Annotated in this window: 13 protein-coding genes and 1 other RNA gene; 7 read left to right on the top strand and 7 right to left on the bottom strand. The window is 40.6% G+C overall.

Going from position 1 to position 15,386, the window contains the following annotated elements; genetic code table 11:
* Window positions 1-47 precede the first annotated feature (47 nt).
* The 3 genes from AB3N61_RS00880 (at window position 48) to AB3N61_RS00870 (ending at window position 3,321) form a co-directional block, all read left to right on the top strand.
* Window positions 48-1,988 (top strand): DUF5939 domain-containing protein, encoded by a 1,941-nt coding sequence (locus AB3N61_RS00880; protein ID WP_412758383.1) that lies wholly within the window; start codon window positions 48-50, stop codon window positions 1,986-1,988.
* 64 nt (window positions 1,989-2,052) lie between these two features.
* A complete protein-coding gene (locus AB3N61_RS00875) occupies window positions 2,053-2,427 on the top strand; it encodes a transmembrane 220 family protein (RefSeq protein ID WP_020769694.1) in 375 nt (124 codons plus the stop codon).
* A 9-nt stretch (window positions 2,428-2,436) separates the two neighbouring features.
* The gene (locus tag AB3N61_RS00870; RefSeq protein WP_367898253.1) at window positions 2,437-3,321 is read left to right on the top strand and encodes a patatin family protein; all 885 of its coding nucleotides are present in this window, start codon (window positions 2,437-2,439) and stop codon (window positions 3,319-3,321) included.
* A 177-nt stretch (window positions 3,322-3,498) separates the two neighbouring features.
* Here AB3N61_RS00870 and ssrA read toward each other — a convergent pair.
* Window positions 3,499-3,845, bottom strand: a transfer-messenger RNA (tmRNA) gene (gene ssrA / locus AB3N61_RS00865).
* Between the two features lie 79 nt (window positions 3,846-3,924).
* Here ssrA and AB3N61_RS00860 point away from each other — a divergent pair.
* Complete coding sequence (locus AB3N61_RS00860; protein WP_367898252.1) at window positions 3,925-4,764, top strand: MBL fold metallo-hydrolase; 840 nt, start codon at window positions 3,925-3,927, stop codon at window positions 4,762-4,764.
* Window positions 4,765-4,824: 60 nt separating this feature from the next.
* Here AB3N61_RS00860 and AB3N61_RS00855 read toward each other — a convergent pair whose 3' ends face one another.
* From AB3N61_RS00855 to pabB, 5 genes are all read right to left on the bottom strand, one after another.
* Window positions 4,825-6,882, bottom strand: a complete 2,058-nt coding sequence (locus tag AB3N61_RS00855) for an AMP-dependent synthetase/ligase (protein ID WP_367898251.1) — start codon at window positions 6,880-6,882, stop codon at window positions 4,825-4,827.
* Between the two features lie 196 nt (window positions 6,883-7,078).
* On the bottom strand, window positions 7,079-7,366 hold the full coding sequence (locus AB3N61_RS00850) for a hypothetical protein (RefSeq protein ID WP_020769682.1): 288 nt from the start codon (window positions 7,364-7,366) through the stop codon (window positions 7,079-7,081).
* An 81-nt stretch (window positions 7,367-7,447) separates the two neighbouring features.
* Window positions 7,448-8,107: a leucyl/phenylalanyl-tRNA--protein transferase gene (gene aat / locus AB3N61_RS00845; RefSeq protein ID WP_367899120.1), complete on the bottom strand. Its 660-nt coding sequence runs from the start codon at window positions 8,105-8,107 to the stop codon at window positions 7,448-7,450.
* A gap of 33 nt (window positions 8,108-8,140) precedes the next feature.
* A complete protein-coding gene (gene thpR / locus AB3N61_RS00840; RefSeq protein ID WP_367898250.1) occupies window positions 8,141-8,677 on the bottom strand; it encodes an RNA 2',3'-cyclic phosphodiesterase in 537 nt (178 codons plus the stop codon).
* Window positions 8,674-10,485, bottom strand: coding sequence for an aminodeoxychorismate synthase component I (gene pabB, locus AB3N61_RS00835; RefSeq protein WP_367898249.1), 1,812 nt, complete (start codon window positions 10,483-10,485; stop codon window positions 8,674-8,676). Before pabB ends, thpR begins: the two co-directional genes overlap by 4 nt.
* Before the next feature lie 74 nt (window positions 10,486-10,559).
* Here pabB and AB3N61_RS00830 point away from each other — a divergent pair, with 74 nt between their 5' ends.
* Together AB3N61_RS00830 and AB3N61_RS00825 are read left to right on the top strand one after the other, a co-directional pair.
* Window positions 10,560-12,686 (top strand): histidine kinase dimerization/phosphoacceptor domain -containing protein, encoded by a 2,127-nt coding sequence (locus AB3N61_RS00830; RefSeq protein WP_367898248.1) that lies wholly within the window; start codon window positions 10,560-10,562, stop codon window positions 12,684-12,686.
* Between the two features lie 45 nt (window positions 12,687-12,731).
* Window positions 12,732-13,358, top strand: a complete 627-nt coding sequence (locus AB3N61_RS00825) for a TetR/AcrR family transcriptional regulator (protein ID WP_020769653.1) — start codon at window positions 12,732-12,734, stop codon at window positions 13,356-13,358.
* Between the two features lie 9 nt (window positions 13,359-13,367).
* Here the strand turns inward: AB3N61_RS00825 and AB3N61_RS00820 are convergent, their stop codons facing one another.
* On the bottom strand, window positions 13,368-14,297 hold the full coding sequence (locus tag AB3N61_RS00820) for an alpha/beta fold hydrolase (RefSeq protein ID WP_232420992.1): 930 nt from the start codon (window positions 14,295-14,297) through the stop codon (window positions 13,368-13,370).
* A gap of 165 nt (window positions 14,298-14,462) precedes the next feature.
* On the opposite strand from AB3N61_RS00820, the gene AB3N61_RS00815 reads away from it, so the two are divergent.
* A complete protein-coding gene (locus AB3N61_RS00815; RefSeq protein ID WP_367898247.1) occupies window positions 14,463-15,359 on the top strand; it encodes a hypothetical protein in 897 nt (298 codons plus the stop codon).
* Window positions 15,360-15,386 lie beyond the last annotated feature (27 nt).

Below are 15,386 nucleotides of genomic sequence, written 5' to 3'. Positions count from 1 at the left end.
AGAGAGGAAGGAATTTTTTTCTTCTAGCAACCTCTCCGGAGAGACCGATGCAAACGATCGATTCCATCGACGATACAGATATGTTGGATCCGAACACCTTGGATCTGCAGACCTACTTGGAAAAATATCCTTGGGAGGAAAAATGGACCTCTTTAGGAGAGCCAATCGAGAAACTTTGGAAATTCGACTTGGATGTTTCTCCCAAAGAGATCTGGCCTTGGTTAATAGATACTTCTTCATTTAATAAAAGGATAGATATTCCCGAAATGAAATTTCAGGAGATCAACGGCCGACTTTTCGGAAAGTCTAAAAACGCGGGTATACCCTCCGAATGGGAAGAAGTTCCTTGGGAATGGGAATACTGTAAACAACTCAATAATGCACGCATTTATTCCAAAGGATTCGCTTACTATGTTAGAGTTAGATATCTTGTTTATCCTTTAGGAGAAAGTTCCACGAGACTATTCGTGTATTTCGGTTGGATCCCTAAAGGTTGGCTTGGAAAAAATCTCTTAAAGATCGGTATGATCCAGCTTGAAAAAGCTTATACAAAAGGATTAAAAGGTGTAGTAGAAGACGTAATAAAAACGAGATCATACAGTTGGTTAGGACCAAGTGCATTAAGTATCATTAAAGAATCCAAATCGGGAGAAAATCCGGTCTTCCCTGCAAGAATGCAGCAGATCCGAGTCGGCTATATCAGAGAAGGACAATCTAGAGAACTAGTTGATAAAGTTTTAAATTATATTTTAGACGCAGACGAGGCCGACCTTTATAGGATCAGGATCAAGTCCTTATCCAAAGCTTGGAAAATACCCGAAAAAGAACTTTTACTCGTTTTTTTACACGGATGTAGATTGGGATTATTCACAATGAGTTGGGATGTGGTATGTCCGCATTGTAGAGGAGTCAGAACGGAAGCACAACATTTAGGTGATCTTCCTACGAGAGATACCTGCGACGTTTGCGATATACAATTCGAAGCGAATCAGTTAAATTCGATCGAGATCACTTTCCATGTACATCCTTCAATCCGAGAAGTTCAGAAAAGAATGTTCTGTGCAGCCGAGCCGGCAACGAAAAGCCATATCCGTTTCCAAAAATATTTGGATCCGGGAGAAACGTACAATTCCAAACTTCTACTTTCTCCGGGAGTTTATAGACTGAGAGTAAATGGAGAAAAAAATTATTCTCTATTAGAGATCAAAGAAGAAGTACCCAATGAAACTCTAGTTTGGAATACCGATGAGATCCCGGAACAGATAGAGATCGCAGACCATCCTAAGTTGGTCTTGGAAAATCATTCTTCATCCCGAAAAGGTTTTGTAATCGAAGAAAGAAAAGAAGATCAGGATTGTCTTAGACCGACGGATCTATTCAATTTCCAGGACTTCCGAGATCTATTCTCCCAAGAAGCTCTTTCCACAGATCTGCAATTAGATATAGGAATGCAGACTATTCTGTTCACTGATATCGTAGGTTCTACAAAATTCTATTATAACAAAGGAGACTCCGGTGCTTTCTCCGAAGTCAGGTATCATTTCGTAGAAGTTTATAAAGTAGTGAGAGAATTCCAAGGTGCAGTGGTCAAAACGATCGGAGACGCAGTGATGGCCGCCTTCCCTTCTCCTAGTGCAGCGGTAGAAGCTTCCGTAAGACTCCAGGAATTTTTCTCGGAAGAAAATACTGAGACTCCAATTCGAATACGGATCAGTTTACATACCGGACCTTGTTTGGCAGTGAACCTGAACAGCAATATAGATTATTTCGGGAACACAGTAAACTTTGCGGCAAAATTACAAGCGATTGCGGACGGAGGAGAAATTGTGTTCTCCGAGACTGTATTCCGGGATAAACAACTCCGCCAAATGATGACGGAAAAAGGTTGGAAAGTAAAAAGAGTGAAATTCCACCAAAGCTGGATCGATGAAGAGACCCAGGCTTATAAATTGGTATTTAGCGGTTTACCGTCTACGGAAGAAACATAATAAAAAAACCGGTTTGCAAGAACGTGAAAGAAACCGGATAATACCCGAACCATAAGGCAAAATAATGTTCTTTAAAATAGTCTCTCTTCTTTTAGCCGCTTATTTCATTTTTGCAGGTGCAGTTCAATATAATGATCCCGATCCAATTCATTGGATGCTTCTGTATTTCACTTCTTCGTTCGCATGTGTACTTGCAGCATTAGAGAAGGATAAACTTCCCTTACTATATACGATCATAGGTATGGCGGGGATCGAGATCGCAGCAACGATCGATGGGTTCTTTGATTGGTTGAGAATGGGAAATGAAAACCTAATTACCGCAAAAATGACCGACGAAAAACCTTACATAGAGCTCGGAAGAGAATTTTTAGGGGCATTGATCAGTCTTATTGTCATCGTTTGGCTTTGGTATAGAAAGCGTCCGAATCATTCCAAATAATCCATAGTCATGTCATCCTTACCAAAATTTACCAAAAAGAAAAAAGGCAAAGCCCTGATCATAGAAGGCGGGGGAATGAGAGGCTCCTTTGCAGGAGGAGTACTTTCCTCCATGGCTCCTACTTATCCACCTAACAAATTCGACCTGATCGTTGCAGTCTCTTCGGGCTCCTGTTCTTCTGCGTATTATGTTACGGAACCCAATCCATCTTCGGAAGATATCGAAAGAGCGTTGGATATTTGGAGAAAAGAATTATCGGGAAATCATCTTATCTCTTTTTGGAATTTGTTTCGAGGAAAAAGAATATTAGATCAAGATTATTTAATTGATCATATTTTCCAAGAGAAGGTACCGATTAAGGCGGAAATCCTGAAACAAAGGAAGACGGTACCATTCTATATCGTAGTCGCTAATTTTAAAACGCTCCAACCTGAATATATAAAGGCTACCTCACAAAATCTTTTTTCACTACTGAGAGCCGCCACTTCTTTGCCGATCGCAACCAAAGGATATGGACTTTTGGAAAATTCAAAGTACACCGATGGAGGAGTATTAGATCCTATTCCTGTCGAAGCTGTGCTATCTGCAGGTTATAAGGATATTACCGTTATTCTTACAAAACCAATGGATTTTAGATTAACTCCGACAAGTCCTTTGCTCGGAAGTTTAGCGTTTCCTAAATTTCCGGAAATGGGAAAGGCATTTATAGAACAAAGGTATCGTCGTTATAATCGAGCTATGGAAATACTGAACGATCCGCCGAAAGGGATCCATTTTGAAATTATAGCTCCGGAAAAAACTTTGCCTGCAGGAAGAATGACCACAAACACAAACCTACTGAGGGAAAATGTTCGTTTAGGTATTGAACTCGGCAAAAAGATTTTTCCGAAGTAATAATTTTCCCAGGCTGTCCGATTTCCAGAACCTTGTTTGATATAAGGATAGCAAACGAGGTTTTACGAAACGTATCTTATTATGGTCCTTATTGACCATTCTTCTGTTGGTCCAGATATTTATGAGCCTTGGGATCTGGTCGACAAGCGATCAGATTTTATTTTATTTGAATGATTACAATGGAGACGCCGGGGTTCGAACCCGGGTCCTATTGCGCCTTAATGGGGCCTCTACATGTTTGTCTTATGTTTTAAATCTCGAAAGGCCTTAGCCCATAAGCAGGCGTGTCCTTCCTATCCGGTCCAAATACTCTCTAAATCGTGAACCGAAAACCGATCTAAAAAGTCTCCCGTTTAAGGCAGAAGAAAGACCACCGGGAGAGTAAGCCTATCTTCCGTAGTAGCTATTAAGCTGCTAGTGCTAATTCGTTGTTAGCGTTTATTGTTTTGAAGGTTTTTAAGAGGCCCCTCACCCCTACATGCCACCACATCTTAACTACAACAGTCGAAACCTAATTCGTCCCCGTAGATTTAATGATTAGACTTAAAATCGGTTGAGCTAGTCAGGAAATCAAGAAAAAGTAGATCGATTGGTGCTTCAATTTTGAAAATTTTCATCCTGCTGGTCACGACCTTATTATTCTATTGCGGGACTTCTTCCCTAGAAGTAAAAAAGCCAATTTCAGAAATTTCGGGCTCCATGTCTCCTCCTGAATTACAGGATGGATTCTACGCAATCCTGGTTGGAAAATCATTTTATCCGAATCGTCTTGCGAATTCCGAAATAGAGGAAGGTGAGTCCGAGATCGTATTCTTGTTTTATCTAATAAAATTAGATAAACGTTACATTTTGATCGATACCGGGACTTCTTCCATATCGACTTCAAAGATTGCGGTCCAAAATTGGATCTCTTCCGATCAAATTTTAGGATCTGCGGGCATAAAACCGGGAATGATCGGAGAGATCATTCTCACTCATTTTCATTCGGATCATTCAGGCGGAATAAACCTTTTTCCAAATGCAAAAATTTATGTTACACCGGAAGACTGGTATTCCCTTAAAAAAAATAGAACATTAGGCTCCAAACTTTTCGCAAAAGAAAGATCAGGAAAGGTACAATTTGTAAAATCGAGTTTCGAAGTTTTTTCGAATTTTCGCATTCTATTAACGAAAGGACATACGCAAGGCTCTATTGCGATAGAATGGCTACGATCTCCGGGTAAAAAATTCCTGATCACCGGAGACGAATGTTATTGGGTAGAATTTTGCAAACAGGGCCACAGTCTTTCTTCGGAAGGAACCTTTTCTCTTTCCAATAATAAAGAATTTTTAGATTATGTTTCCGTCCTATCTTCGAGCGGAACAAAAATTTTGACCATGCATGATCCAGCTGTTTTATCTTTAGGAGAAGAAGTTCTTCCGAGAATTTATAAATTAGATTAAAAAAAATCCCCCGGGTTCAACTCCAAGGGATTTTTATTACATAGATCAGGATCGAAGATTTTATTTATAAACTTTATCGATTCTCTTTTGGTATTTTTCGGTAATCACGTGTCTTTTCATTTTGAGTAGGTTAGTCAATTCGTCGCCTATCTCAAAAGGTTTTTGAGCGATTACTACATGCTGGATCAATTCGAAAGACTTGAATCCGTGTTTAGTACTATTGTACTCTCTGATTTCTTTTTTGTAGAACTCGATTACCTTAGGGTTGTCGATCAAATCCTTGATGTCCTTAGCTTGGATACCATTTTGAGCCAACCACGGACCCAGAACTTCCAGATCCGGAACAATAATTGCTCCTAATACTTTTTGGTCCTGACCGAAAACCATGGATTGTTTGATATAAGGAGATTCGTCCATACGGTTCTCAATTGGAACCGGCTCAACGTTTTCCCCACCTAATAATACAACGGTTTCCTTAGCTCTTCCTGTAAGGGTCAAAGTATGTTTGTAGTTGATGAACCCGATATCTCCGGTGTTCAACCATCCGTCCACAATCGTTTTCTTAGTGGTTTCAGGATTTTTATAATACCCCTTCATCACTTGAGGCCCTTTGATATGAACGATGCCTTTTACTCCTAACTTACCGGCAAGAAGTTGTCTTTGATCGTTAATATGAGTCAGGACGTTTCCATGATCGTCTCTTAGCTGAAGTTCAGTTTTAGGAACGACATACCCTACGGAACCAATGATCGGATGATCGTAATGACGCACCGAGATCACAGGGGCACTTTCCGTCATTCCATAACCTTCCAATACCAGAAGCCCGATATCGTTAAAGAAATTATCCACGTGACGTTGTAAAGCCCCACCTCCGGATAAGGTCCCTCTCAGACGTCCACCCGTTGCTTGGCGGATCTTAGAGAGAACAACTGCATCCAAAGTCTTAAAGTTAAAGATCAATCCTAAAATCGCGATTGTAAGCAGAACTGGAGCTAAGAACGCCAACTCAGGCTTGTACATCTTGATATAAGAATATCCCACCGCACTGATCAAAGAAACCGTGAACGGTCCAAATAGTATTACCTGACCGAGAGCTTTGATCCCAAGAGCCAGCGATTTGAAGATACTTCGGTTTTCGTAATCCACTTCTTTTCCGGTTAGGAATCGAACTCCTGCGTTAAAGTTCTTAGAGAACAAATAAGCAGTATTAAAGAGGAATTTACGGACCGGAGGAGTCTGCTTAGGATCATTGATCTTATTATAGATCCCAGTATAGATACTCTCCCAAACCCTTGGAGCGGAGGCCATAAAAGATGGTCTGGCTTTTGCCAAGTCGTTTCTGAGGTCGGCAACCTTGGTGTAGAATGTGGAGATCCCGAGAGAGATCGCAGAGTATTCTACTACTCTTTCGAAAATATGCCATACAGGCAGAATAGATAACATACTGTCATCTTCACGCAGTAATGACTTTTTCAGGATTAAAGGTACGACATATTCCATCTGGTGGACCATGTTAGAATGCATAAGCATTACACCCTTAGGCATTCCTGTCGTTCCGGAAGTATAGATCAGAGTGAATAAATCATCAGGTTTGATACCTTCGATTCTTTTTTCCGTCTTGTGTCCGCCTTTTGCTCTTAACTGTTTTCCCGTTTCGATCAGATCATAAAGATGCAAAACTCCTTTGGCCTTAGTTTTGCTATCCTTGTCCATAATGATGACGGTTTCCACACCTTTCAGTTTGGATTTGTTCTTAACGAACTTCTCATACATCTTATCGTTCTCTAAGAATACTACGGAAGCTTCGGAATGAGTTAAGATGTATTCCATCTCGGAATCGGTTACATCGGTTCCTCGAGGAACGTTTGCACAACCGGAGAAAAGAACCCCCGCATCCACGATGATCCATTCCAAACGGTTATCCGCTAATACTCCGATATGTTCGCGGGCTTTTACGCCTAAATCGATTAACGCCTCGGACAAAGAGAGGCCAAAATCTACTAATTGTTTAAAGGTGGTCGGCTGATATTCTTTCTTTTCGTCCTTCGACCAAAACGCCGGTCTGTCCCCAAAAGACTCGGCGGCCTTGAGGTACATGTCTGCTAAATTTTTGTACATTGGAGTTGTTCCTTTGAAGAAGGGATATATTACGCTTATGGCATAAAGCGCGTTTAGGTTAATGTAAGAAGGCGACCCGTCAACTAAATTTTAGAATTACTCAAAGTGTAGGTGCAGTGCAAAATCGAAGAAAGGATGAGTAAAAAGAGAAAACTCCGTTCGAGAAAACCTCGAACGGAGTGAGAAAGGAAAAATATTACTGTTGTTCTTCGCCAGCGCCTTCTTCTGCAGGAGCAGGGGTAGCGTCAGACTTGGTTCCTTCTTCTTTTCCTTTTTTGGAATCTTTCTTATGCTTCTTATGGTGTTTTTTCTTACCTTTTTTCTTCTTAGCTTTTTTTTCTTTTTTCTCAGCTTTAGAAGCGCCGGCATCTTCAGTCTTCGCAGGAGCATCGCCGGTAGTCTCTTGTGCGCTCACTCCGGTGAAACCGAAAAGAGCAATTGCAGAGACAAGAAGGGTAACAAGAATTTTTTTGGATAGGTTCATTATGATCTTCCTATAGAAACTTTGGTTTGTGTCGTAATTTTATTATTATGCGAGGCAAATCAAATCCATTTTACATAAAAATCAGATTTCATCCATAGGAGGGACCCATTTGTTCGGGACGGCTACAGCGAGTGACAGACGGTCCAAAAATTTATCCTTCGGGATCTCATAAGCCCCCAGGTTCAAAGTAACCGGATTCATTTGTTGGGTATCGAATAATGTAAAATGGTCCTTCTTCAATGCTTCAAACAGAAAATAGAGTCCGATCTTCCCAAAGTCAGGCAAAAAGGAGAACATGGACTCTCCGGCAAAAAATTTACCGATAGCCACCCCATATACTCCCCCGCCTAACCGTCCGTTCTCATCCCAAACCTCTACGCTATGAGCATAACCTTCCTTATGAAAGTTGGTAAAACCTTGTAAAAAGTTTTCCGTTATCCATGTTTGTTCTTCCGTTCTAAATGCGCAGCAACGCATAACTTGTTCAAACGCCCGATTGAAAGTGACTGTGAACTTTTTTTGTCGGATCCTTCGATGGACCCTGGAACTAATATGAAGAACATTTAGGTCAAAGATAGCTCTCGGATCCAAAGAGAACCAAAGCAAAGGTTTGTCTGCCCAAGGAAAAATGCCTCGAGTATATGCATATAAAAGACGATCCGGCTTTAGATCTCCACCGATACCGACCACCTCTTCCACAGAATGTCTAGGGTCCGCAAAAAAATCGGAAAAGTCCCGGATAGGAGAATACTGATTTTGTCTGGGGTTTTCCATTTATTCCGAAAGCAGAGGGTACGATTCTTCGACCGAGTATACCTGACCGTTCGCTCCACTGCGACTAGAAAATAGATGGAATTCCGACACAGGAACTATGTCGGTTTGGAATCCGGAGAATTCGTTTAAATAAAGATCCAAACGTTTTTCAGGGGTCCTTTTGAATCTGCCGATAGTAATATGGGGTTTATAATCCCTTTTATCGATCGAAAAACCTTCCCTTCTGAGAGTGGATTCCAAAACTTTTTGTAGTTTTTTCAATTCCTCTGAAAGTGTCACACCCACGTATAAAATTTCGGGAAATTTATTCCCAAAAAAACCTACACCTTTGATCTCTAAAGAAAAACTTTTTTCGGAGATTTGGTTGCAGATCTCGGAAACCTTTTCAATTTCTTCGGATTTTAATTCGCCCAAAAACACTAAGGTAGTATGAAAATTTTCCGGAGAAACCCAGCGGATCTCTTCCAAACCGAAACAGATCTTTTCCAGATCCGATTTTATAGGATCGGGAAGAGTAAGTCCTAAAAAACTTCTCATTCGAAATCTACCCCGGTAACTCTTCTAACCCCCCTAAGAGAATTCACCAAAATGATCTTGGATGCGAGGATTAGGTCCTCTTTCGAGATTCTTCTCTCCTTTGCTTTCAGTTTTTTGATCCATCGTTTACGAGCCACCCCGGGAAGAATTCCTTCCTCCAAGGAAGGTGTGATCCATTCCCTATTTAGAAAAAGAAAGATAGAATGAATAGCGCCCTCTGTCAAATGACCTTCCCTATTTGTATAGATCCTATCAATATAACCTTTAGAAGTTGCAGACTCATATCCTTCCGAAAAAATTTCCCGAATATTCGTCTTATGGTAAAAGAACCGATTTTTTTTATCTGTAGAAGTTCCGCTAAATAAAACCTTCCCCTCTTTGGGGCCCGAATCAAATTCGGAAACTTCGGATTTAAACTCTCCACTGGATAAAAGAATAATTTTCACTTTATAATTATTATCGGAATTAATCTTGCCTGTCGCTTCACCAACGGCGGATTCCCACCCTTCTTCTTTCCAACTAAAACCGAATTCTTTCGCGGATGTTCTCATTCTTTCTTTATGATCGTTCAAAAAATAGATCTTTCTTCTTTTGCAGATTGTAGTGGTGAAAAGGTAAAAATTTTCCTTTGTATCGTTCAAAAATTTAGCCTTGGACCAACATTCTTCCCATTCTTCGTTCGGATCGGAATTGATCGTAATTCCGGAACCCACTCCCATTCTTCCTCTTTTTTGTCCGGAAGAATCTTGTAAAAATTCGAGCGTGCGGATCGCAATGGAAGAAATTTCTTTTTGAGGAGACAGATAGAATATTCCCCCCGTATAAACTCCTCTCTTTTTTTCCAAACTTTGAATGATCTCCGAAGACCTTTTTTTCGGAGCTCCGGTGATGGAACCTCCCGGAAATAATGCCTCCAGAATATCTGTCCATTTTATATCCGATGAAAGTTTGGAACGTATTTCACTAGTCATCTGAAAAACGGTAGGGTATTCCTCGATGGAAAATAGTTTAGAAACTTCCACGGAACCGGGTAAAGAAATCCGTCCCAAATCGTTGCGAAGAAGGTCGGTGATCATTAAATTTTCCGCTCTGTCCTTTTCCGATCGGAAAAGTTCCAGTTTTAATTTTTGATCTTCCTCGGAATTTTTTCCTCTGGGTCTGGTCCCTTTCATCGGAACAGTCCTGATCTGATTGGATTTTTTTTCCCAAAACAGTTCGGGTGAGAATGAAAGAATATCTCTTTGTGTCGGAATAGAATCTCCTGTATGGATCCAAGCCTCATACGGAACAGGTTGCTTTTTTCTTAGCTCGAAAAACAATCTTCCGAGAGAACCTTCTAATTCTATTTCCAAGGGAAAGGTGAAATTGACCTGATAAATATCACCTTCATAGAGAAAATTCCTGATTTTCCGAAGGATCTTTTCGTATTCTTTTTGATCCATTCCGGATCCGATTTTTGCGGAATAACCTTTGTCTTTATATTTAGATTCCCACTCGGAAATTTCCCCAAGGTCTAAAACTTTTGGTTCGGAAAAAATCCCGAACCAAAAAAGAGGATTTTCGGAAACTTCTTCCATATTACCAGGGTTTAAAAATAATTCTCCTGCTTCGTAGGAAATCCAACCCGCGGCATGATACCCTTGGGAGATCTTGTTTTGAATTTCTAAGAGGAATTTCCTTGCTTCACTTCGTCGATTAGTAGTAAGAATCTCATTCGGCTCTGTTAGAACTAGACATCCCTCTTCAGAGAAACCTTCTCCTAAATAAATAAAGGGTTTCTTGGAGTTTTGAAATAGATAGGAAATCATCGGAAAAGGTCTTAAAACCTTATTCTCAGCCGCTTCCGAATCCTAAAAGCGAAATGAAGAAGATTCTAAGATTAATGTTATCTCGATCCCTAAAATACGTCCAATCAACTGCCATAGTTTTTCTAGTGGCTTCCGTTTATTTTCTTTTGGGAAAATTCGGAGAATCCTTTGGGAATTTTTCGGATTACGCCTCTCCTATATGGCCCGCATCCGGTTGGGGACTGGTCACACCTTTATTATTCGGAAAAGTTTCCTTTTTCGGGATATTCACAGGTTCCTTTCTATACAACTGCCAGATCCGACACGAAAATTTTCCGGGACAGGAACTAAACGTATACTTTTGGGCGGCGATTTTGATCGCCTGCGGTAGTACTCTTCAATCTTTTACGGGAACCTATTTATATAAAAAATTTATCCCACAATTGGACCTTACAAAGAACCCATCCTTCGTTCTTAAATTTCTTTGGATAGAAACGTTCGTTTGTATTATCGCTGCAACAATCGCATGTTCAGGGCTTCTACTTTTAGGGATCATCGATTTAAATTCTCTTTTTCCTACCTGGATCATTTGGTGGATGGGGGATTCTTTAGGAGTATTCGTTTACTTTCCGTTTTTCTTAAGTTGGCTAGGGCCGGGAGTAGCAAGATTCCGTGTACATTCTTGGAAAGAGAGCGTAGGACTCGTTTCCTTCTTAATTTTGTTAGGGGCCGGGATCTTTTACTTCTTTACCATCAATAAAGTACCTGCCTATTTTCCGCTTTCCTATCTTCTGATCGCTGTCATTTCGCTTGTTTCTCTCAGGTTTGGAGGAAGGGAATCTTCTCTCGTACTGATAATCGTTTCTTTCGTTGCGATAATAGGGACTGCACAAGGGCATTCCTATAATTTCCCTGCGTCCAAAGAAGTTTCACTTCTACTTTTGCAAAGTTTCCTTTCTGCGATCTCGATCGCTTCTCTTTTGGCACTCGCAGTTGTGAAGGAGAGAATGGATACTGAAGAGGAACTTTTCCTCTCTCATCAAAAATTGGAAAAGTTGGTCGCTGAAAGGACCCAAGAACTGGATCGTTCATATCGGTTTTTAGGAGCAAGTGAAGCGATCTATAAAGGATTATTCGAGAATGTTCCGATCGCAATTTTAGAATGTGATTACTCCAAAGTACGAAGAATGCTCGGCGAATTACCCAGGATGTCTAAAAAGGAATTCACTAAATTCCTAAAAACAAATCCTAAATTCGTATCCGAATGTTATGAAACGGTAAGTGTCGTGGATGCTAACAAAGAATCAGTTAGACTATTCGAATCAAGCTCGAAGGAAGAAGTCCTATTCCTTGCCAGAAACTTTTTTAGAAAGGGAAACGATCATTATTTTAAAAAACTTCTTACCCGGATCCATTTTGGAGCAAGAGTACTTCATACGGAAGTTACGTTATCCACCTGTAGTGGAAAACAATTCGAAGCATCCATACGTTGGTCCTTGGCTCCGGAATTCGAGGAAACATTTTCCTCTACTATCGTTACAGTCGCCGAGATCACGGACAAAAAACAAGCCGAGAGACAATTAAAATCCTCCTTAAAAGAAAAGGAAGTGATGCTGAAAGAAATTCATCATAGAGTAAAAAACAATCTACAGGTGATTTCCAGTTTATTTAGTCTTCAGTCCGAATACGAAAACGATCCAAAAATCCACGAGGCATTTGCGGAAAGCCAAAATAGGATCCAAACCATGGCGCTCATCCATGACGAATTGTACCAGTCCAACGATCTAGGCAATGTGGAATTTTCCGGATATTCCAGAAGGCTAGTGGAAAAGATCAGGACTGCGTATAAGATCGGAGCGGAAACAAGAGTGGATGTGATATCCAGTCCCATTCATTTGGAAATTAGTATCGCAATTCCGCTAGGGCTTGCATTGAACGAACTTCTCACGAATTCTTTCAAGTATGCATTTCCCCAAAATTATTCTCCTTCCGACGGAAGACCTAAGATACAAGTTAAACTCCAAAAAATAGAAAAGATCGTTCTTTTAGAAGTTTCGGACAATGGGATCGGTTTGCCAAATGAGTTGGATCCGATCGCAACTCATTCTTTCGGTTTAACTTTGGTCCAGGTTCTTACTAAACAATTAAAAGGAAAATTGGATTTTTCTAGCTCCAAAAATCAAGGAGCCAATTTCCAAATCCGTTTTGAACTTCCGAATTAGGAAAATTCCTTGCGGACAAGTTCTCCAAATCGGAGTAAGGAGAACATGAGAACAACTCCGCCTAGTCCGATTGCCAACAGGGCAGAAGCAAGAAGAGAACAGATCCTGGAAGCTGCATTGGATGTCTTCTCAGAAAAAGGGTACCATGAGGCGGGTATTGCGGATATAGCCGGAAAATTAAATATAGGCCATGGGACCTGTTATCGCTATTTTAAGAATAAATTAGATATCCTACATGCGTTAGTGGACCGTATCCTTCTCGGATTATTGGAAGTGGTGCGCAAAGAAAGCCCCGAAAAATCAAACACGATCGAAGAATATAGGAATCAGATCAAGAATATAGGCTGGGAACTATTTCAACTTTTCAGCAAGGATCCAAGACAAGCAAAGATCGTTTTTTTCGAAGCAATGGCCTTGGATGAAACCGTAAAAAGAAAGGTGCAGTTGGGCATCGATAAAAGCGCCAGGCTCACAGAGTTGTACCTAAAGAATGGTGTAAAAAAAGGATTTTTAAGGAAAGAATTGGATACTCGCATTGCATCCCAAGCAGTAAACGCAATGATGTTCGAAGGAATACGTATTAACTTATCTTCTAAAGTGGATTCTAAATTTGCAAAACGTTGGTTGGAAGAAATGCCCACCCTTATGCTGGAAGGAATGGGCAAACGTTAGATTTTATCCTTATAACGTAAGGAACTGCACCAGATCTTTTGCGGTTATTTCCGGAATTTCCTCCATAGGAATATGCCCCGCACCCTCGTAAGTGATAAACTTAGAATTTTGAATATCTTTAATCCAATTCTGGGCGTATTCGAGTTTTAGCCAATGATCTTCTTTTCCCCACATAACTAGAGTTGGAGTTTTTACGGATTTGATCCCTTCCGAAATTTTAGGGTCCGTAAACTTCTCCCTAGCCGTCCTGAAAAAATAATTATAAGCCTGTCGATTCCCTTCCCTTCTCGAAAGATCCACATATCTTGTTTTGATCTCAGGTGTGATCTTAGAAGGATCTCCATAAACCTCATCCACACTTTTTTCCACCATAAAACTTGGCAGCATATAGCGTGCAAACGGACTTACGATAGGATTACTTCCTAGGGCGATCATTGGAGGCATAGGTTGTGCATACCCGGCCGCATCTATTAATACCAACTTTTGGACTTTATTAGGATATTTTAATACGTAATTCCAAGAAATATAACCGCCCATGGAATTTCCCACCAAATAGAAGGAATCCACTTTTAGATATTCCAAAAATTTGTTCAGAACTTCTACACCTTCCTCCAAATTCAATTTTTCTAGATCTTCCGGAGGACCGGTAAGTCCATGGCCGGGCAGATCTATACGAATGACCCGATAGCGAGACTTTAATAACTCCGCCCAAACATCCCAGGTATGCAAAGAAGAACATACACCGTGTAAGAGTATGATTACTGGTCCTTGGCCTTCGTCCCTATAATGGATGTTCAGGTCTCCTATCGGAGCGAACTTGGATTCAGAGTTTGTATACTTCGCTTTCAAATCCTCTAGAGACTCGGAGCCGATCCCTAAGAATCTACAATCAAGTAGAAAGAGTAGAAGTAACATTAAGCTTATTGTGGTTCTTTTCATAATTTCCCTGTTTAATGAAAATTCCCACCCAATCGAAATGACAGATACGTCATTCGGATGCTAAAGTAAAACCCGTTTTTCTTGGAAATTTTTCATTTCTCTATTGACAAAAACTGAATGACATGTCATTCTTATTCTCAATAAAGGTGAGGAGAGTTCAATCCAATGGTTCAAGTGGATGTTTTTTGGGCCTACGGCCTGGGAGCCGGTTATGCAATGGCCGCAGCTCGCCAAATTAAAAAATTGCAGGAAGGAGAAAGCACCGTCGGTTCTATTCCTTCCGTTACAAAAGAAGAGGAGAAGGTCCCATTTTGGAAAAATACCTACTTCATCTTTAACCTTCTTTATTTAGGTTTATTATTCGCTCCGTCCGGCTTGTACCTTGTTTGGCAGTTTACTAGCTGGGAAACAATGCACGCCGGAGACAAGACCATGCCGGGTTGGTTGGTAGCTTTATTCGGTTTAACGAATATTTCTCAAGGTATTTTGGGTTTTTGGGTCGTTTGGAAATTATTGGAAGCAGGAAAAAATTTCTTAGCTTATCTACAAGTTCCTGCCGGATATTTCGGTATGTTCTTCATTCTTGTTCATGGATGGGATGGGACAGGTTATAAAAGATTTTTCTCCGAATCTGTGGAACAATTCCAAACGAACTGGACCTGGGGAACGGCGATCAACTGGTTAACCTCGGATGTTGCGATCACTTTATATGCAATGGGTGTGATCCTAATTCCTGTTCTGATCGTTTCTCTTTTGAGGATCGAAAAAGAAGGTTGGGAATTAGGAGGCTCGGGAGAATTTTCCGTCAGAAAATCTCCTTCCGGTTTAACCTCTACAATTGCTTTTTTAGCGACTGTGTTCGTAGGCGCCCTGGGATTTGCGATCATATCCAGTGTGATACTGCATCAACTGGGCTGGATCCTTGGGGCAATCGTTTCCGGCTTAGTGATCTATATATTAGGAATTTCTAAATTCGGATTATTCCGGATCTTGTATAAGAATGTTTTACAGTCCGAATCCGAGACTAGCGGAAAACTACAAAGTGTTCGTTCTGCCGCCTAAGTTGCCCGAGGGTCGCCTTCTTTAGAA

Source organism: Leptospira sp. WS58.C1 (assembly GCF_040833995.1).
GTDB classification, from domain to species: Bacteria; Spirochaetota; Leptospiria; order Leptospirales; family Leptospiraceae; genus Leptospira_B; species Leptospira_B cinconiae.
This window is presented reverse-complemented; position numbering and strand designations above follow the sequence as displayed.

Coding starts and splice junctions, on each gene's coding strand:
- AB3N61_RS00815 (WP_367898247.1), top strand. CDS start 14,463: ATGGTTCAAGTGGATGTTTTTTGGGCCTACGGCCTGGGAGCCGGTTAT.
- AB3N61_RS00880 (WP_412758383.1), top strand. CDS start 48: ATGCAAACGATCGATTCCATCGACGATACAGATATGTTGGATCCGAAC.
- AB3N61_RS00830 (WP_367898248.1), top strand. CDS start 10,560: ATGTTATCTCGATCCCTAAAATACGTCCAATCAACTGCCATAGTTTTT.
- AB3N61_RS00850 (WP_020769682.1), bottom strand. CDS start 7,366: ATGAACCTATCCAAAAAAATTCTTGTTACCCTTCTTGTCTCTGCAATT.
- AB3N61_RS00870 (WP_367898253.1), top strand. CDS start 2,437: ATGTCATCCTTACCAAAATTTACCAAAAAGAAAAAAGGCAAAGCCCTG.
- AB3N61_RS00855 (WP_367898251.1), bottom strand. CDS start 6,882: ATGTACAAAAATTTAGCAGACATGTACCTCAAGGCCGCCGAGTCTTTT.
- AB3N61_RS00875 (WP_020769694.1), top strand. CDS start 2,053: ATGTTCTTTAAAATAGTCTCTCTTCTTTTAGCCGCTTATTTCATTTTT.
- AB3N61_RS00825 (WP_020769653.1), top strand. CDS start 12,732: ATGAGAACAACTCCGCCTAGTCCGATTGCCAACAGGGCAGAAGCAAGA.
- AB3N61_RS00820 (WP_232420992.1), bottom strand. CDS start 14,297: ATGAAAAGAACCACAATAAGCTTAATGTTACTTCTACTCTTTCTACTT.
- pabB (WP_367898249.1), bottom strand. CDS start 10,485: ATGATTTCCTATCTATTTCAAAACTCCAAGAAACCCTTTATTTATTTA.
- thpR (WP_367898250.1), bottom strand. CDS start 8,677: ATGAGAAGTTTTTTAGGACTTACTCTTCCCGATCCTATAAAATCGGAT.